An 18,461-nucleotide genomic window follows, 5' to 3' on the forward strand; every position below is an offset into this window, starting at 1 on the left:
TGCTACTGCGCCGGTAGCAGACCCGGTGGGAAGCCGCCGAGCACCACCGCGGCTGCGGCGGTGTAGTCAGCCGGGTCTTCGCCGCGCTTGCCCTTGAGTTTGGTCTGGGTCACGCTGCGCCAGACGCTCTTGTCCTGCCGCGGGTCGATCATGTCGACGATGAACGTTCCCTCGGTGTAATTGCGCACCTGGACTTCCGTGTTGGTGCAGTTCCAGCAACTGTACATGCTGTAGCGGTTGTAACGGCCGTAGCTGCCGTAGCCGACGCCCATGGCCGGAGTCTCGTAGGTGTTGACGTCGGTCTTGTTCTGGGTGGCCAGGTGCCAGCTGAGCAGCAGGTCGGCCTGCTGTGCGTCCTGCACGATGGTGAAGCCCTTGTTGCCCAGTTCGTTTGCCAGTGCGCTGTCGATGCGATCTATCTGCATGTCGCTGAGCAGCAGCGGGTTATCGCCGCTTACCTTACCGGACTCGTCGAGGAAGCCGATGTTCTTTACGCCGCTGAAATCGTAGTCCGGCTTGTAGTCGACCACCGGCGTCGGCGTGCTGGCACAGGCGGCGAGCAGCGCAACGGCGCTGATCAGGACAAGGCTGCGGGACAGGTTGCGCAGGGCGCGGATCATCGGCGTCTCCCGGGGATTATGGGTATGGGTCGCGCGTCTAGTGTAGCGAATTTTGTCGGCAGTGACACTGCAACTCACGCTTTGCACGGGGCGATTGGCGCTAGCGCTCGGGGGCTGGCCCGCCGCAGTCGGCGAGCAGTGCCTGCAGGGCATCGACATGCCGGCGCGGCGCCGCTGCGAGTTGCGGCAACTGCTGCTCGCGCAGGCTGCGCCAGCGCTGGTAGTTGTCCGGCAGCACCTGCGCCAGCCGTGCCTCCAGCGCCTGCTGCGGCGGCAGCAACTGGTGGTAGCGGCGACCGAGCGCCGCCGCGCGCGGCTGTACCGCGTCGATGAAAAACCGCCGTACCACATTGGGCAGGATATCCGCCGCCGCGTGGCGGTAGCGCGGTGCGCACAATGGTCCCTGTGCCGCGCGCTCGGCCAGTTGCGCGTCGGCCAGGGCCAGCCAGTCCGCCTGGCTGGCCAGCGCGCTCCACAACTGGCCGCCGTCGCCGCGCGCAATCTCCGACAGCAGCAGTTCGAAGCCCCGGTTGTCGGCGCGATAGTCGCCGGCCAGCCAGCGCGCGGCGAGTGCATCCACGGCTGCGAGTGCGTCGATCACCGCGCCCGCGGTGTTGTCGGGGTAGGCGGTGGTCGCCGGTTGCGGCCGCCACAGGGTGCGGTACTCCTCGCCGGCCAGGGTGGCGTTGAAGATGCGCGCCGGCAGCTGTGTGCGCTTGTGTTCCCAGGCTGTTGCCAGGGTCTCGGCGAGGGCTACCTCACCTTCCGCGCGCAACTGGTCGATGCATGCCGGGGCCAGGCGCAGGTATTCCAGTTCCAGCAGTAGCAGCTGGGAATCGCGCGCCAGGCGGCCCAGGGAGCTGTTGCGCTTGCCGACGGTGACCTGCAGTTCGCAGCCGTGCAGGTCGAGGAAGTCCAGGCCGCCGAGGCGATCCCCGGTGACTTCCAGGCGCATTTGCCCGCTGCGCGGCAGGCGCGGAATGAGCCGTGGCTCGGGCGCTGCCGGCGCCGGCAGGTCCAGCGTCCGCGACAGGCGCTGCAGGTAGGTATGTAGCGGCTGGTCGGGGCCACTGCTGCAGGCCGTCAGCAACAGGCCGAGGCCAGCCAGGCACAGCCACGGCAGCCACGGGCGGTGCGCGCGCCAGGTTCGCCCTGTGCGCGGGGTTTGCGTGCTGGCCCAGTTGCGGCTGCTGTGATGCATATGCCTCTTATAACGTATATCGCCCGGCCTGCGCCGCATCATTTTACGTGGTGCGCATGCGCTCACTGCAGGCAGCGCGCTCGCACCGCGCGCGTCCAGTGTTTACACTGCTGCGGTGCCTACCGGGCCGGGAACCCACAGGAGAGTCACATGCCGCGCCTCGTCACCGCCTTCGTCCTCGCCCTGCTGGCCGGCCTGGCGCAGGCCGACGACCCCGCCAGCGCCCGCGACATCATTCGCCGCGCGATGGACCACTACCGCGGGCAGACCTCCTTCTCCGAACTGACCATGACCATCCACCGCCCCGACTGGGAGCGCAGCATGAGTATGCGCGCCTGGAGTCGCGGCGACGACGAGAGCCTGGTGCGCGTGGTGGCGCCGGCGCGCGATGCCGGCAACGGCACGCTGACGCTGGAGGGCAACATGTGGACCTTCACGCCGAAGATCAACCGCGTGATCAAGGTGCCGTCCTCGCTGATGAGCCAGAACTGGATGGGCTCGGACTTTTCCAACCGCGACATCAGCAAGGACACCGCGATCATCGACGAGTACGACCACCGCCTCCTGGAGACCCGCGAACTCGACGGCCACCGTGCCTGGGTCATCGAGTCCATACCGCACGAGGATGCGCCGGTGGTGTGGGGCAAAGAGGTCCTGGTCATCCGCGACGACTGGGTGCTGCTGGAGCAGCAGTTCTGGGACCAGGACGGTGAACTGGTGAAGACCCTCAAGGCGCAGGAGATCAGCAGCATGGGCGGGCGCGAGGTGGCCAGCCGGCTGCGCATGCAGCAGGCGGACAAGCCGCAGGAGTGGACCGAGGTGGTCACCGCCGAGGTGGAGTTCGACCTGGAACTGCCCGAGGGCCTGTTCACGCTTTCCAGCCTGCGGAACCCGCGCCGGTGAATCTCACCTGGGTGCTGGCCTGGCGCAACCTGTGGCGCCACCGCCGGCGCACCTGGCTGACGGTGGGCGCGATGCTGTTCTGCAACGTGCTGCTGGTGTTTCTTATTTCTCTGCAACTGGGTTCCTACCAGGTGATGATCGACAACAGCCTGGCCCTGTTCAGCGGTCACCTGCAGGTGCAGCAGGCCGACTACCGCGCCGACCAGCGCCTGCGCGACACGGTGCCGCAGGTGACGGCGTTGGCGGAGGAGATGCGCGGGCAACTGGACGCGGTGGGTGTCGCCGCGCGCGGCCAGGCCTTTGCCCTGGCTTCATCTGAGGAGCGTTCCTTCGGCATCCAGATCACCGGGGTGCAGCCCGCCTACGAGCCGCTGGTCTCCAGCCTGCCCGGCCTGGTCGCGCAGGGCCGCTACCTGCAGCCGGATGACAGCGACGCGATCGTCGTCGGCGCGGTACTGGCTCGCAACCTGCGCGTGGCGCCGGGCGATGCACTCACCTTCATCGGCAGCGGGCGCGACGGTTCCATCGCCGCCGGTATCGCCACCGTGGTCGGCATCCTCGACAGCGGCATCCCCGAGGTGGACCGCGGCATGGCACAGGTCCCGTTGGCCTGGTTCCAGGACGTGTTCGCCATGGGCGAGGCCGGCCACGCGGTAGTGGTGCGTATGGCTCACCTGGAGCAGGTGCAGGCGGCGGTGGCGACAACCCGCGGCCTGCTCCCCGCCGAGGAAAACCTGGCGGTGCTGGACTGGGACGCCCTGCAACCGGGCCTGCGCCAGGCGATCCAGTCGGACATGGCCAGCGCCTGGTTCATGTATGCGGTGCTCATCCTGCTGGTCGCCTTCAGCGTGCTCAATACGCAGTTGATGTCGGTGATGGAGCGCACCCATGAATTCGGCGTCATGCTGGCGCTGGGCCTGGGGCCGGGCCGGCTGGCGCGGCTGGTCGCCATGGAGACTATGTTGCTCTCGCTGCTGGGGCTGGCCCTCGGCCTGCTCTGCGGCGCGCTACTGGTGGCCTACCTGAGCGTTGCCGGCTTCACCTACCCGGGCATGGAGGAACTGGCGGCGCGCTTCAACATGGCCGGGCGTATCTACCCGGAGTTCAGCGTGGTGGCCCTCACCTGGGGGCCGCTGGTGGTGTTCGTGTTCTGCCTGCTGGCGGCGATCTACCCGGCCCTGAGCCTGTTCCGACTGGCGCCGGTCAGCGCAATGCGGGCGGCCCGATGAGCGGCGCGCTGGCGGTGAGCGCGCGGCTGGCCTGGCGCAACCTGTGGCGCAATCACCGGCGCACGCTGATCATGCTGGCGGCGATATCGATCGGCGTGTGGGCGATGATTTTCATGTCGGCGCTGATGCGCGGCATGACCGACCAGATGGTGCGCAACGGCCTGCGCACCCTGCCCGGCGAGGTGCAGGTGCACGCGCCGGGCTACCGCGACGACCCGAGTGTCGCCAACAGCATGGCCTGGCCGCAGGGCGCATTGTTGAGCGCCCTGCAACAGCCGCCGGTGCAGGCCTGGAGCGCGCGGGTGCGGGTGCCAGCGATGATCGCCAGCGAGCGCGAGAGCCGCGGAGTGACCCTGCTCGGCGTGGACCCGGCCAGCGAGCGCGCCCTGGGTTCGGCGCCGCACGCCGACGAGATCAGCGAGGGACGTTTTCTCGAAGGCCCCGGGGACGATGGCATCGTGCTCGGCGCCGCGCTGGCGCGCAAGCTCGACACCGGCCTGGGCAAGCGCGTGGTCATCATGTCGCAGGACCCACAGAACAACGTGGCCGACCGCGGCATGCGCGTGGTCGGGCTGTTTCGCGCGCGCCTGGAGGGCACCGAGGAGTTGTACGCCTACACCGGGCGGCAGCCGTTGCAGGCGCTGCTGAACATCGGCGACGAGATTTCCGAGGTCGCCGCGAGCGCCGGGGACTACCGCCACACTGCGCGCTGGGCGCCGGCGCTGGTGAGCGCCGCGGGCCCGCAACTGGAAGTAAAAACCTGGCGCGAGCTGGACCCCTATCTCGGCACCATGCTGCGCGTGCAGGACGGCTTCAGCCTGATCTTCATGGTGGTGATATTCGCCGTGCTCTCCTTCGGCCTGGTCAACACGCTGGCCATGGCGGTATTCGAGCGGGTGCGCGAGATCGGCCTGATGCAGGCCCTGGGCATGCGCCCCGGGGCGATCCTGCGACTGCTCCTGCTGGAGAGCCTGTACCTTCTATTATTGAGCCTCGTCGCCGGCAACCTCGCCGCCTGGCTGACCATCAAGCCGCTGGAGCGGGGTATCGATCTTTCAATTGTCGCCGAGGGCATGGCCATGATGGGCCTGGGCACCACGCTGTACCCGGCGCTGGCCTGGAGCGACATGCTGTTCTCCACCGCGGTCGTGGTGTTGCTGGGGGTGCTGGCCAGCCTGCTGCCGGCGTGGCGGGCGGCGCGGTTGGACCCGGTGCAGGCGATCAACCAGGTATGAGGAGGCATAAATGAGTGCAGTGGTTTGCGAGGCCGTGTGCCGGACCTTTCACCAGGGCGATGCGCTGATTACCGGTCTCGACCATGTCAGCCTGGAAATCCAGCCCGGGGAGTTCCTGTGCCTGTCCGGCCCCTCCGGTTCCGGCAAGACCACCCTGCTCAACGCGATCGGTGCCCTGGATACCCCGGACGGCGGCGAGATCACCGTGGGCGGGCAGCGCCTGGGCAGCCTGTCGCGGGCCGAGTTGGCGGAGCTGCGCCTGCGCCGTATCGGCTTCGTGTTCCAGGCCTACAACCTGATCCCGGTGCTCACCGCCCGCGAGAACGTCGAGTTTGTCATGCAGGTCCAGGGTCTGTCCGCCGCACGCCGGCGCGCGGTAGCGGACGAGATGCTCGCCGCCGTGGGGCTGGCCGGCCTGGAGGAGCGCCGCCCGGCGCAGCTCTCCGGCGGACAGCAGCAGCGCGTCGCGGTGGCCCGCGCGGTGGCCAGCGGGCCGGACCTGGTGCTGGCGGACGAGCCCACCGCCAACCTCGACTCGCACAGCTCCGCCCACCTGATGGACCTGTTCGAACAGCTCAACGGCGAGCGCGGGGTGACCTTTGTCATCGCCACCCACGACCCGGGGGTGATGGGCTACGCGCGGCGGCTGGTGCGCATGCTCGACGGCCGCGTGGTCGCCGACGAGGCACAGACCCCGCAACGCATGGCCCACGAATGAGGCGGGCCGCCTGCTGGTTGCTGCTGCTGGCCAGCGCACCGGCGCTGGCGCTGCCGCTGTTTGACGGCGGGCACACCAAGCTGAACCTGCAGGACACCCACTTCCCCGACGACAGCCTGTGGCGCGAGGAGCTCGGCAAGCGTGCGCTGGACAGCGGCGGCGCCCTGCGCCTGCGTTTCGCCGGCGGCAGTGGCGGCCTCGGCGTGGAGGCCCACTACCAGTTGCTGGCGCGCCACGGCGATACCCTGGCGCTGGTGGACAGCGCGCCCGCGGCACTGGCCCCGCCCGGCGGCCTGCCGGACGATGCGACGCGCTGGTGGGACCTCACCGACACCCTGCGCGAGCGCGACGACACCGCCGTGGTGCAGCGCCTGGACCGGCTGAATATCGCCTGGAGCGGCGAAAAAACCGTGCTGCGCTTCGGCCGCCAGGCGGTGAGCTGGGGCAACGGCCTCATCTACACGCCGCTGGATTTCTTAAACCCCTTCGACCCCGCCGCGGTGGACACCGAGTACAAGCTCGGCGACGACATGCTCTACGCCCAGTACCTGCTGGACGCCGGCCACGACTGGCAATTCGTCAACGTGCAGCGGCGCGATGCCAGTGGCAGCCGCAGCGGCGAGGTCAGCTCCAGCGCGATCAAGTTCCACCATTTCGGCGCCGAGCGTGAGTACGACCTGCTGCTGGCGCAGCACTACGACCAGGCTATTGTCGCCGCGGGCGGCCTGGCCAACATCGGCGACGCGGTACTGCGCGGCGACCTGGTGCTGAGCGACAGCGACAATGGCTGGACCGCCAGCCTGGTGGCGGACTGGACCTGGTCCTGGGTGTGGGGCGGGCGCAATGTCAGCGCCATCGCCGAGTACTTCTACAACGGCTTCGGCCTGGACGAGGACGATTACGGCGAGCTGCTGCTCGACGGACCCGGGGATAGCCGCGCCATGCAACTGCGCGAGCGCCTGGCCCGCGGCGAGCTGTTCACCATCGGCCGGCACTACGCTGCGGGTTCCCTGTTGGTGGAACTGCACCCGCTGCTCAACCTGAGCACCAACCTGTTCTGCAATCTCGGCGACCAGTCGGCCCTGGCCCAGGCGGTGCTGCAGTGGGACGCGGGCCAGAACTGGCAGGTGCTGGGGGCGCTGAACCTGCCGCTGGGCGGCAGCGGCAGCGAGTACGGGGGGCTGGAGACGGGGGTGGAGGAGCGCACCCTGGCGGTGGGCCCCTCCGGCTTCGTGCAGCTCGCCTGGTATTTCTGAACCGGGCGGCGGTTTGTGGGCTTTCTTCAGGCCGCGTCTATTCGGCGATACCCAGTTCGGCGCGGGCGCGGGCCAGGTAGCCGTGCAGGTTGGCCAGGCTCTCCGGCGGCTTTTCCTTGACCCAGCCAGAGAAGCTCTCGCAGGCGACCATGTCGATGTCGGCGAAGCTGAAGTTGTCTCCCGCCAGCCACTGGCGCCCGGCCAGCGTGGCGTCCAGCTCCTTCCAGGCCTCGGCCAGGCGGAAGCGGCCGCGCTCGGCCAGTTCCGGCAGCTGCGCCACGTCCAGCGGCCCGGGCAGGCCGCGGTCCTTGAACGCCGGGCTGGTGTTGCGCAGGATCTCGGCGATGGCTACCAGCACCTCGTTGAACAGGCGGTGGTCCCAGCTGATGACCTGGCCTTTTTCCTGCGGGGTGCTGCCGAGCAGGGGCTTTTCCGGGTACAGCGCCTCGAGGTAGACGCAGATGCCGATGACCTCGGACATCACCGTGCCGTCGTCCAGCACCAGTGCGGGCACGGTCATGGCCGGCACCAGGGCGCGATACTCGTCCTTGAAGTGGGCGCCCTCCATCAGGTTGACCTGCTCGGTCTCGATCTCGATGCCCTTGTAGGCCATGAACATGGTCAGGCGCGCGGGGTTGGGGGCGGGGTCGAAGGTATACAGTTTCATGCTCGGGCTCCGGCTGGCTGGTATGATTGTTGGACGTGTGAGGCCGACACAGAATACTCGCGATTGCCCGGCCCTTGCCACCGCCGGCCCGCGCGGCGAGTTTTCCCGACCGGCAGAAGTGGCTATAATGCGCGCCGAACTTTCAGAGGATTTCAAGTGATGACCCGTATCGCATTCACCCTCGCGGCGATGGCCCTGGCGTTCAGCGCCGCCGCCGTTGAACTGACCGACGCACAGCGCTCCGACATCGAGTCGCGCATCAAGCCGGTCGGCGAAGTCTGCCTGCAGGGCGACACCTCCTGTGGCGGCGCCGCGGCCTCCGCCGCCAGCGGCCCGCGCTCGGGCGAAGACGTCTACAACGGCGCCTGTTTCGCCTGCCACGGCACTGGCGCGGCCGGCGCTCCCAAACTGGGCGACGCCGGCGCCTGGGCTGCGCGTATTGCCAAGGGCATGGACGTGCTGCACGACAGCGGTATTAACGGTGTGGCCGGCACTGGCATGATCGCCAAGGGCGGCTGCATGACCTGCTCCGACGAGGAGGTTATGGCGGCGGTCGACTACATGGTCGAGAACAGCCAGTAACTCGCTCTGCGCTGGAATAGGGCCGCGTCACTTTTGGGTGGCGCGGTTTTTTTTGGCCTGGCGTTTGGGGGGTGGCTGGCCGGCAGGCGCGGGTGTGGTAAGCCCCCGTCGCTCCAAAAGCTCAGTCGCGGCGGGGGCTTACCACGCCCGCACCTGCCTCTTGCCGGTTCGACCCAAGCGGTGATCGCCTGCCGAGTCCGGGGGGCTTCGAGGGTTGCCGGGAGACCCGCGGGCAGAGCGCTCTCAAGAACGCGCCCCTCCGGGGTGCCCTCGGTCGGTCGCGAGCCAGCGAGCTGTCTCGCTCCACTTCCTCGGCGCGTCTTTTGCGAGCGCTCCGCCCGCCCGTCTCCCGGCACTTGCGGCTCGAACCTCAGGCATCGCGGCTCGCGCAATGCGAGGACTGGCAGCACGGCTGTTGGCCGCGGAAATCACGTCTGGCGCCGAGGGAGAGGCGGGAGACAGCGCAGCGCTTTAAGGCTCCCGACCGACTGAGGGCACCGCGGAGCGGCGCCAGACTGGAGCGGACAACAGGCATGCTGCCAGTCCGTCAGTGGCGAACTGAGCTCGTGGCCGTCTCGCGGCCAAAACGATGTCGCACGGCCAGAGGTGTCAGCCCTTCCAGGGTGAGTGTGCTTTTCGAACCCTGGAAGGGCTGACACCTCCGGCCACGACCCAATCTTCCAGCCGGCGTCCCGAGCAAAAAAATGGACACAGAGTCGACCCAAACGGACGCAGGCCCGCATCACGCCCCCGGATGCTGCTAGAATGCAGGCGCAACTGTAAGGAGTGTGCCCATGAAGCGCTGCGTCCCCGTGGTCGCGTTGCTGTTCCTGTTGGTGGCCTGTTCCGGCGAGCAGCCACCGCCGCGCGAAGTGCAGGTGGTGGTCGATACCGTCGTCGAGGAGCCGTACCAGCCCAAGCGGGAGTATGTGGGCCGCCTGCAGGCTCGCGACGACGTCGCCATCCAGGCGCGGGTGTCCGGTTACCTGACCACGCGGGAGTTCGACGAGGGCCAGGTCGTGCAGGCCGGGCAGGTGCTGTATACCATCGATTCCTCCGAGTACGACGCCGCCCTGGCGCGGGCGCGGGCCGAGCTGGCCGCGGCGGTGGCCGTGCAGTCGAATGCCGAGCGCAACTTCCGGCGCGGCAAGGAGCTGTTGCCGAAGGGGGCCATTTCGCAGGCGGAAATGGACAACCTGACCGCCACCAAGCTGGATGCCGATGCGCGCCTGAAGTCCGCCGAGGCGCAGGTGACCAGCGCCGAGGTCAATCTCAGTTACACCACTATTACCGCGCCCATCACCGGGCGCATCGGGCGCAGCATCGCCAGCGTCGGCGATCTGGTCGGCCCCAACTCCGGCAACCTGACCACCCTGGTGAGCATCGACCCTATCGAGGCCCTGTTCCAGGTCAGCGAGACCACCTACCTGGCCACGCTCGGCGCGGACCTGACCCGCGATATCGATGTCGAGCGCCTGCGCGCGCTGGAGGTGACCCTGGAGCTGGCCAACGGGGTGAGCTACCCCGAGGTCGGCTACATGGACTACTTCTCCAACCGGGTGGACGCCGAGACCGGCACCCTGGAGGCGCGCGCCGCCATCCCCAACCCCCACGCGCTGCTGGTGCCCGGGCAGTATGTGCGGGTCATCCTGCAGCGCACCACGCTGGTGGAGGGACTGTTCGTGCCCCAGGCGGCGGTGCAGGTGGACCAGCAGGGCAGCTATGTGCTCACGGTGGAAGAGGGCAGCGTGGTGGTGCGTCACAACGTGGAACTCGGCGAGCGCATGGACCAACTGGTGCGCGTGCACGGCGGCGTGGCCGCCGGTGACCAGGTGATCGTGCGCGGGCTGCAACTGGTGCGCCCGGGCATGACGGTCACCGCGCGCAGTGTCGATGGCCCCGCCGCCGCGCCTGCCACCCCGCCCGCCCAGTAGCCGCCGCCATGTTCAGCGCGTTTTTCATACACCGCCCCAAGTTCGCGATGGTCATCTCCATCGCGCTGACCCTGGCCGGTCTGCTGGCCATCAACCTGCTGCCGATCAACGAGTACCCGGCCATCTCGCCGGTCAACATTGTCGTCTCAGGCACCTACCCCGGCGCCTCGGCGGAGATCGTCGAGGCCACCGTGGGCATTCCCATCGAGGATGCGGTGAACGGCGTGGAGAACATGATCTACATGAACTCCAAGAGCGCCAACGACGGCAGCTATTCGCTGACCGTGACTTTCGAGGTCGGCGCGGACCCGGACATGGCGCTGGTGCGCGTGCAGAACCGGGTCAAGCTGGCGGAGTCCTCGCTGCCCTCGGAGGTGACCGCCATCGGCCTGAATATCGCCGAGCGATCGCCGGACATGCTGAAGATCATCAGCTTCCAGTCCACCGATGGCTCGCTGGATTACAAGTTCATCTCCAACTACGTGAAGATCAACCTGCTCGGTGCGCTGTCGCGTATCGACGGTGTGTCCTCGGTGAGCATCCTCGGCGAGGCGGAATACTCAATGCGCCTGTGGCTGAACCCGGACCGCATGGCGGTGTACGGCCTCTCGGTACAGGACATCGCCAGCGCCCTGCGCGAACAGAACGTGCAGGTCGCGGCGGGCAAGATCGGCGCGCCGCCCTTCGACGGCGCCCTGCAGACCGAGTACACGCTGCAGACTAAGGGCCGACTGGAGGACGTGGAGGAGTTCCAGAACATCGTGCTGCGCGCGCGCACCGACGGCTCGGCCATCTACCTGAAGGACGTCGCCGACGTGGAACTGGGGCAGGCCAGCTACGGCATTTTCGGCGAGACCAACGGCCGCCCGGCGGTCAACCTGGCGCTGTACCAGATGGCCAACGTCAACGCGCTGGAGGTGGGGGAGAGTATCGACACGCTGGTGGCGGAACTGGCCGAGCGCTTCCCCGAAGGCATGGAATACGTGATCGGCTACGACACCACGCGCTACGTGGAAACCGCGGTCACCCAGGTCATCATGTCCCTGGTACAGGCGGTACTCCTGGTCATCGCGGTCACCTACGTATTCCTCGGCAGCTGGCGTTCGGCCCTGGTGCCGAGCATCGCCATTCCGGTGTCGCTTATCTCCAGCTTCGTGGTGCTCATGCTGGCCGGCATGAGCATCAATACGGTGACCCTGTTCGGCCTGATCCTGGCCATCGGTATTGTCGTCGACGACGCCATCCTGGTGGTGGAGAACTGCGATCGCCACCTGCGCGAGGACCCGGACATGACGCCCGCGCGCGCCGCCGAACTGACCATGCGCGAGGTGGGCGGCGCGATCATCGCCACCACCCTGGTGCTGCTCGCGGTGTTCACTCCGGTGGCGCTGCTGCCGGGGATCACCGGTGTCATGTACCGGCAGTTTGCGGTGACCATCTGCGTGGCGGTGCTGTTTTCATCGCTGGTGGCACTGACCCTGAGTCCGGCCCTGTGCAGCCTGCTGCTGCGCCCGGGCGAGGCCCACACCGCCGCATGGTACCGGCGTTTCCTGCAGGGTTTCGGCGCGATCACCGAGCGTTACAGCCGCGGCGTGGGCTGGGTGCTGCGCCACCTGCGCATCGTCGCGCTGCTGTTCGTGGCCTGGATGGGGGCGACCCTGTTTGGCTTCGTCACCACGCCGACCGGTTTTGTGCCCGCCGAGGACAAGGGCGTGATGTTCGTCAGCGTGCAACTGCCGGACGCGTCCTCCATGCAGCGTACCGAGGACGCCATGCACAAGGTGTCGGATATCCTGCGCGAGGAATCGGCGGTGGAATCGGTCACCGCGATCACCGGTTTCTCCATTCTCTCCGGCGCGCGCGCGAGCAACGCCGGCACCCTGTTCGTCGTGTTGCGGCCCTGGGAGGAGCGCGACGACAGCCAACAGTCCGCCTTCGCAGTGGCCCAGCGTACCAACGTGCGCGCCTTTACCGAGGTTCCCGAGGCCTCGGTATTCGCCCTGACCCCGCCGGCAGTGCCCGGTATCGGTGCGGTGGGCGGCCTGGAGATGATGCTGCAGGACACCCTGTCGCGCCCGCCGGCGGAGCTCTCCGGCGCCCTCAACCAGTTGCTGGTGGAGGCCAACCAGTCGCCGGCGCTGCGCAACGTATTCAGCGCTTTCCGCGCCAACGTGCCGCAATACTTTATCGACATCGACCGGGTCAAGGCGAAGAGCCTCGGTGTCTCGCTGTCCGAGATATTCGCCACCCTGCAGGCGCAGATGGGCTCGCTGTACATCAACGACTTCAACAAGTTCGGCCAGACCTACCAGGTGGTGATGCAAGCCGAGTCGGACTTCCGTTCGGACCTGTCGGACCTCGACAAGTACTACGTGAAATCCAGCTATGGCGGCATGGTCCCGCTCAGCGTACTGGTGAGCACACGACCGATTCTCGGCCCGGACGTGGTGACCCGCTTCAACCTGTTCCGCACTGCGCCGATCAACGGCGATGTCGCCCCCGGTTACAGCACCGGCGAGGCGATGAGCAAGCTGGAGCAACTGGCGCGACAGGTCCTGCCCAACGGTTACGCCACGGCCTGGACCGGTATGGCCTACCAGGAGCAGGCCGCAGGACAGAGCGCGATCTACGCCTATCTGCTGGCGCTGGTGTTCGTCTACCTGTTCCTGGTTGCGCAGTATGAAAGCTGGTCGGTTCCCGCGGCGATCATCCTGGTGGTCCCGATGGCGATCGGTGGCGCGCTGTTGGCACTCAACCTCGCCGGACTCGCGCTCAACCTCTATGCGCAGATCGGCATCGTGCTGTTGATCGGCATGGCGGCGAAGAATGCGATTCTTATCGTCGAGTTTGCCCGGCACCTGCGCGAGGAGGAGGGCGTGGGCATTCTCGATGCCGCCCGGCAGGCCGGCCGCCTGCGTTTTCGCGCGGTGTGCATGACCGCGGTGTCGTTCATCCTCGGTATCCTGCCGCTGGTCCTGGCCTCCGGTGCCGGCGCGGCGGGGCAGCGCTCGCTGGGGCTGACCGTGTTCGGCGGTATGCTCGCCGCATTGCTGGTGGGTACCTTGTTCATTCCCGGTTTCTACGCCATCGTCCAGGCCCAGCGCGAGAAACTCAAGGCGCGGCTTGGCATGCATACACCGAAAACCTCCGAGCACACCACAGAAACGCCCGAATAGGTACTTTTCTCGCCTCGGGGTCTCGCGCGTTGACGGCCTTGCACTAAACTACGTGCAGGCTTCCGCTACAGGAACAGGAAGCAAGAGGTGCCTACGGAAGAAAACCGGCGCCGATCCAACGCAACAAGGAGTAGGTTATGAAAGCAGTTTTTTACAGGGTAAAGGGCAGTGCAATCCAGGGGCGTCGCGCCCTGACCGGCGCAGCGGTCGCGTTATCGCTGCTGGCCGGCGGAACCGCGGTGGCGGCGACGGAGGTCTCCGACACGGTCAAATCGGGGGGCGGCTCGGCGAGCCCGACGACCGCCGCCGGTGACACCTTGTACACCTTCGTAATCGTGTCGCCAGGGAGTAACGGCAGCCCGGATTGCCCGGTGTACGTCACCAACTTCTCGGTCACCATCGACCGCAATGACTCGCCGCGCAAACTGGCCTGGGCGCCCAAGGTGCTCGACCCCAACTCACCCACGGGCTTCAGCCCCTTCGACCTCGACTTCAACGTGATCTTCGACCCGTTCGAGGGCCCGACGGCACTGGAGACGATGACCACTCCCGCGTACACCAAGCGCACCGTCAACCCGATCGTGTTCGGCAGCATCCCGGACAACGACATCGACTACAAGTACACCCTGTACACCGACGGCTGCGACCCGATCGACCCCTACGTGCGCATCCGCTAGTCGCGGCGCGCGCCATCTTCATCTAGCCTAACAGGCTCTTCAAACCGGCCAGGGTCTCCTGGCCGCGTTTCACGTTGGCCTCGGGGGCGTCGTCCTCGCGGCCCTGCCAGCGCAGGTCATCCTGTGGCAGCTCCGCGATAAAACGGCTGGGTTCGCAGTCGATGCTCTCACCGAACTGGCGGCGCTTGCGCGCCATACACATGGTCAGGCTCTGCCGGGCGCGGGTAATGCCGACGTAAGCCAGGCGGCGCTCCTCGTCGATATTGCCCTCGTCGATGCTGCTGCGGTGGGGCAGCAGTTTTTCTTCCATGCCGATGATGTAGACGTGGGGAAACTCCAGGCCCTTGGAGGCGTGCAGGGTCATCAACTGTACCGATTCGGGGCCCGCGGCCTCTTCCTCCTGCTGCTCGAGCAGGTCGCGCAGCACCATGCGCGAGATGGCCTCGTCGAGGCCGACCTCGTCCTCGCCCATCAGGCGCTGCAGGCCGTCGACCAGGAAATCCACGTTGCTCATGCGCCGCTCGGCGACCTCGCGGCTGGAGCTTTGCGAGCGCAGCCACTCGAAGTAGTTCATGTCGCGCAGCATACTGCGCACCGCGGCGATGCCGTCGCCGGCGTCCACCGCGCGTCGTACGCCGTCCAGCCAGTTGCGGAACTCGCGCAGCCGGGCCAGGCCCGCCTCGTTCATCTGGCTGCTGTCGACACGGCCGATGGCCGCCGTCAGCGAACAGTGCACGCCGTTGGCGAACTGGCCCAGGGCTTCCAGGGTGGTGGCGCCGAGCTTGCGCCGCGGCACGTTGGCGATGCGCAGGAAGGCGTTGTCGTCGTCCGGGTTGAGCAGCAGCCGCAGGTAGGCCATGACGTCCTTGACCTCGTTGCGAGCGAAGAAGGAGGTGCCGCCGGAAAGATGGTAGGGCACCTGCTGTTGCTGCAGCTCCAGTTCCAGCAGTCGCGACTGGTGGTTGCCGCGGTAGAGAATGGCGTAGTCGCCGTAGCGGCCGCCCTTGCGCAGCTTGTGGTCGATGATCTCCGCCACCACCTGGGTCGCCTCGTCCTGTTCGTCGGCGCACTGCAGCACGCGCAGCGGTTCGCCGGGGCCCAGCTCGCTCCACAGGGACTTGTCGAACAGGTGGCTGTTGTTGGCGATCAGGGTATTGGCGGCGTTGAGGATGCGCCCGGTGGAGCGGTAGTTCTGCTCCAGCTTGACCACGCGCAGGCCGGGGAAGTCCTCCTGCAACTGGCCGAGGTTCTCCGGCCGCGCGCCGCGCCAGGCGTAGATCGACTGGTCGTCGTCGCCGACCACGGTGAGTCCGCCGCGCATCCCGATGAGCTGGCGCACCAGCAGGTACTGGCTGGCGTTGGTGTCCTGGTACTCGTCCACCAGCAGGTAGTGCAGCTGGTTCTGCCAGCGCTCGAGGATATCCGGGTGCTCCTCGAACAGCAGGGTGGGCAGCAGGATGAGGTCGTCGAAGTCCAGCGCGTTGTAGGCGCGCAGGGCGCGCTGGTAGCGCAGGTAGGCCTGGGCGCAGAGCATCTCGGCCGGACCCTGGGCCGCGGCCACCGCCTGCTCGGGCAGCACGCGGTCGTTCTTCCACTGCGAGATGCGCTGTACGATGTTGCCGGCCTGGTCGCCGTCGGCGCCGTGCTCGCTGACCAGCAGGTCGCGCACCAGGGCCTGGCCGTCCTGGTTGTCGAAGATGGAAAAGCCGTTTTTCAGGCCCAGCTGGCGGCGCTCGGTGCGGATGATCTTCAGGCCCAGCTGGTGGAAGGTGCTCACCGTCAGGCCCTCGCTGGCGCCCCCGCCGAGCAGCTTGCCGACGCGCTCGCGCATCTCCCGCGCCGCCTTATTGGTGAAGGTCACGGCGGCGATGCGGTTGGCGCGGATGCCGCAATTCTCGACCAGGTAGGCAATTTTCTGGGTAATCACGCTGGTCTTGCCGGAGCCGGCACCGGCGAGCACCAGCAGGGGGCCGTCGATATAGCGCACGGCCTCGCGCTGTCGGGGGTTGAGTTGGCTCACGGGGCGTTCTGGGTGGTTACCGGCACTGACAGGCCGGCCAGTTTACCCCGCTGCCGCGCGCTTGCACAGGACCGCCGGTCGCCGGGGCGGGAGTTGACGCGCTGGGGTAGAACACGGATCATCACTACCCCCTCCGGGATACGGAATTCCCGGGAAAAACAGAGGTTTTATCCCATGAGTACAGAACAGTCCCTGCCCGAAACCGCCGAAGACAGCCCCGCCGTGAGCCAGCGCTCGCTGGCGCGCATGCTGGGTTCGGTGATGGACGTGGGGCGGGTGATCCTCACCCGGCGCGGGCTGATCAGCTCCCCGGGCACCGCGGCGGAAAAGGCCCTGCTCGAGGAGTGCCGGGAGCTGCTGTACCACCGCGGCGAGGCGTCGGGGCTGGCCCTGGCGCGGGATATCCTCGACAAGTACCAGCGCGCGGACGCCAGTGATCGCCTGGCCTTCTTCCGCGGCCTGGCGCGGGACTTCGAACCCGACAGCGAGGCGGTGCAGGCTGCGGCCACTGCCTACGTCGGCGACCCTTCGCGCAAGCATTTCCAGAACCTGTCCAAGGCCATGGAGTCGCCGCGGCAGAAGCTGTTCCGGCGCATCAACATGGCGCCGGGGGGCACCGCGGTGCTGGTCAAGATGCGCGAGCAGATCCTCGATCTGGAGCGTGACCACTCGGAGCTCAAGCCCGTAGCACACGACCTGCGCCAGTTGTTCGTGTCCTGGTTCAACAAAGGCTTCCTGGAACTGCGCCACATCGACTGGGGCGCCCCGGCGCTGGAACTGGAAAAGATCATCGCCTACGAGGCGGTGCACGAGATCAACGGCTGGGACGACCTGCGCAGCCGCCTGCGCGACGACCGCCGCTGTTTCGCCTTCTTCCACCCGGCGCTGGAACACGACCCGCTGGTCTTCGTCGAGGTGGCCCTGACCGACGCGATCCCCGGCGCCATAGCGCCCCTGCTCGACCAGGATCGCGACTCGCTGCCCAGCAGCAAGGCCAATACCGTCGTCTTCTATTCCATCAGCAACTGCCACCGCGGCCTCGCCGGCGTCTCCTTCGGCAACTTCCTGATCAAGAGCGTGGTCGAGGAGCTCAAGCAGGAGATGCCCTGGCTCAAGCAGTTCGTGACCCTGTCGCCGGTGCCGGGCTTCCGTCGCTGGCTGCTGAACGCGGACCTCTCGGAACTGGTCGACGAGGACATGATCGCGCGGGTCAAGGCGCCGGTGGGCAAGGTGGTGGAATCGGAGACCAAGGAGGCGCTGATGAAACTGTGCGCCCACTACCTGGTGCGCGAGAAGTCCGGTGTGCTGGCCAGGGACCCGGTCGCCCGTTTTCACCTCGGCAACGGCGCCCGCCTGCACCGCATGCACTGGGGTGCGGACCTCACCGCCAAGGGTCGCGAGCAGGCCGCCGGCATGATGGTCAACTACCTGTACGACCTCGGCAAGATCGAGGAGAACCACGAGGCCTACTTCGACCAGGGCGTGATCTCGGTGTCCAAGACCATCACCAACCTGCTCGACTGAGCCCGCTCCCGCGCGCCGGCCCTAGGCTGGCGGCGCGGCCAGGTCCCCGGGCGGCTCCACCGCCAGGCTGGATAACGCCAGTACCGCCTGGGTGCGCGATTGCACACCCAGCTTGCGGAAAATCTCCGTCATATGCGCCTTGATGGTCGCTTCCTTTACGTTCAATTCCCACGCGATCTGTTTGTTGAGCAGTCCCTCCACCAGCATGGAGGCGACGCGGAACTGTTGCGGGGTGAGGTTGGACAGGGCATCGGCCACATCCAGCGACTGCAGGGAGGCGCCACTGGCGTTGGCGTCCAGCCCCGGGTGCAGTTCGCGCTCGCCGGCCAATACCCGGCCGATGCTGCCCTGCAGGGTGGCGACATCCGACGACTTGGAGAGAAAGCCCGCGGCGCCGTGGTCTATGGCGCGGCGCACGGTCTCCGGGTGGGAATTGGCGGAGACGACCACGACCGGCGTTTGCGGGCGTTGCCCGATGAACCAGGACAGCGCCGAAAAACCCAGCGCACCGGGCATGTGCAGGTCCAGCAACAGCAGGTCGATCTGCGCGTGCGCCTCGACCTGCGCCTGCAGGGCGGCGACGCTATCGGCGCTGAGCAGTTGCGCCTCGGGGTAGGCCTGCGTGATCACCTGTTCCAGGGCGCTGCGGAACAGCGGGTGATCGTCCGCGACCAGAATACAAAGCGTGGTGGCGTTCACTGGTGGTGAGTCCCTGCTTG

15 protein-coding genes are annotated in these 18,461 nt (G+C 67.3%); 10 read left to right on the forward strand and 5 right to left on the reverse strand.

The window, feature by feature from the left end:
• Positions 1-2 precede the first annotated feature (2 nt).
• Together E4634_RS17150 and E4634_RS17155 are read right to left on the reverse strand one after the other, a co-directional pair.
• Positions 3-620, reverse strand: coding sequence for a DUF4136 domain-containing protein (locus E4634_RS17150; protein WP_135445884.1), 618 nt, complete (start codon positions 618-620; stop codon positions 3-5).
• Between the two features lie 100 nt (positions 621-720).
• Positions 721-1,821, reverse strand: coding sequence for a DUF3080 family protein (locus tag E4634_RS17155; protein WP_135445885.1), 1,101 nt, complete (start codon positions 1,819-1,821; stop codon positions 721-723).
• A gap of 150 nt (positions 1,822-1,971) precedes the next feature.
• On the opposite strand from E4634_RS17155, the gene E4634_RS17160 reads away from it, so the two are divergent.
• From E4634_RS17160 to E4634_RS17180, 5 genes are read left to right on the forward strand one after another with little or no spacing between them, the layout of a single operon-like run.
• Positions 1,972-2,724, forward strand: coding sequence for an outer membrane lipoprotein-sorting protein (locus E4634_RS17160; RefSeq protein ID WP_135445886.1), 753 nt, complete (start codon positions 1,972-1,974; stop codon positions 2,722-2,724).
• The gene (locus E4634_RS17165) at positions 2,721-3,953 is read left to right on the forward strand and encodes an ABC transporter permease (protein WP_135445887.1); all 1,233 of its coding nucleotides are present in this window, start codon (positions 2,721-2,723) and stop codon (positions 3,951-3,953) included. The genes E4634_RS17160 and E4634_RS17165 overlap by 4 nt, the downstream gene beginning before the upstream one ends.
• On the forward strand, positions 3,950-5,188 hold the full coding sequence (locus E4634_RS17170) for an ABC transporter permease (protein ID WP_135445888.1): 1,239 nt from the start codon (positions 3,950-3,952) through the stop codon (positions 5,186-5,188). The genes E4634_RS17165 and E4634_RS17170 overlap by 4 nt, the downstream gene beginning before the upstream one ends.
• Before the next feature lie 10 nt (positions 5,189-5,198).
• Entirely contained in the window at positions 5,199-5,906 is a 708-nt protein-coding gene (locus tag E4634_RS17175) for an ABC transporter ATP-binding protein (protein ID WP_135445889.1), read from the forward strand.
• Complete coding sequence (locus E4634_RS17180; protein ID WP_135445890.1) at positions 5,903-7,162, forward strand: hypothetical protein; 1,260 nt, start codon at positions 5,903-5,905, stop codon at positions 7,160-7,162. Before E4634_RS17175 ends, E4634_RS17180 begins: the two co-directional genes overlap by 4 nt.
• Positions 7,163-7,199: 37 nt before the next feature.
• Here E4634_RS17180 and E4634_RS17185 read toward each other — a convergent pair whose 3' ends face one another.
• Positions 7,200-7,829 (reverse strand): glutathione S-transferase family protein, encoded by a 630-nt coding sequence (locus tag E4634_RS17185; RefSeq protein ID WP_135445891.1) that lies wholly within the window; start codon positions 7,827-7,829, stop codon positions 7,200-7,202.
• Positions 7,830-7,988: 159 nt separating this feature from the next.
• On the opposite strand from E4634_RS17185, the gene E4634_RS17190 reads away from it, so the two are divergent.
• From E4634_RS17190 to E4634_RS17205, 4 genes are all read left to right on the forward strand, one after another.
• Complete coding sequence (locus E4634_RS17190; protein WP_135445892.1) at positions 7,989-8,411, forward strand: c-type cytochrome; 423 nt, start codon at positions 7,989-7,991, stop codon at positions 8,409-8,411.
• A gap of 794 nt (positions 8,412-9,205) precedes the next feature.
• Positions 9,206-10,345: an efflux RND transporter periplasmic adaptor subunit gene (locus tag E4634_RS17195; RefSeq protein ID WP_135445893.1), complete on the forward strand. Its 1,140-nt coding sequence runs from the start codon at positions 9,206-9,208 to the stop codon at positions 10,343-10,345.
• A gap of 8 nt (positions 10,346-10,353) precedes the next feature.
• Complete coding sequence (locus tag E4634_RS17200) at positions 10,354-13,521, forward strand: efflux RND transporter permease subunit (RefSeq protein ID WP_135445894.1); 3,168 nt, start codon at positions 10,354-10,356, stop codon at positions 13,519-13,521.
• Positions 13,522-13,658: 137 nt separating this feature from the next.
• Complete coding sequence (locus E4634_RS17205; RefSeq protein WP_135445895.1) at positions 13,659-14,198, forward strand: hypothetical protein; 540 nt, start codon at positions 13,659-13,661, stop codon at positions 14,196-14,198.
• Between the two features lie 22 nt (positions 14,199-14,220).
• Here E4634_RS17205 and rep read toward each other — a convergent pair whose 3' ends face one another.
• Complete coding sequence (rep, locus tag E4634_RS17210) at positions 14,221-16,218, reverse strand: DNA helicase Rep (RefSeq protein WP_135445896.1); 1,998 nt, start codon at positions 16,216-16,218, stop codon at positions 14,221-14,223.
• A 174-nt stretch (positions 16,219-16,392) separates the two neighbouring features.
• Between rep and E4634_RS17215 the strand changes: the two genes are divergently transcribed.
• The gene (locus E4634_RS17215) at positions 16,393-17,742 is read left to right on the forward strand and encodes a malonyl-CoA decarboxylase domain-containing protein (protein ID WP_135445897.1); all 1,350 of its coding nucleotides are present in this window, start codon (positions 16,393-16,395) and stop codon (positions 17,740-17,742) included.
• A 21-nt stretch (positions 17,743-17,763) separates the two neighbouring features.
• Here E4634_RS17215 and E4634_RS17220 read toward each other — a convergent pair whose 3' ends face one another.
• On the reverse strand, positions 17,764-18,441 hold the full coding sequence (locus tag E4634_RS17220; protein WP_206046926.1) for a response regulator transcription factor: 678 nt from the start codon (positions 18,439-18,441) through the stop codon (positions 17,764-17,766).
• Positions 18,442-18,461: the final 20 nt, after the last annotated feature.

The organism is Mangrovimicrobium sediminis, from assembly GCF_004745945.1.
Taxonomy (GTDB): Bacteria; Pseudomonadota; Gammaproteobacteria; order Pseudomonadales; family Halieaceae; genus Mangrovimicrobium; species Mangrovimicrobium sediminis.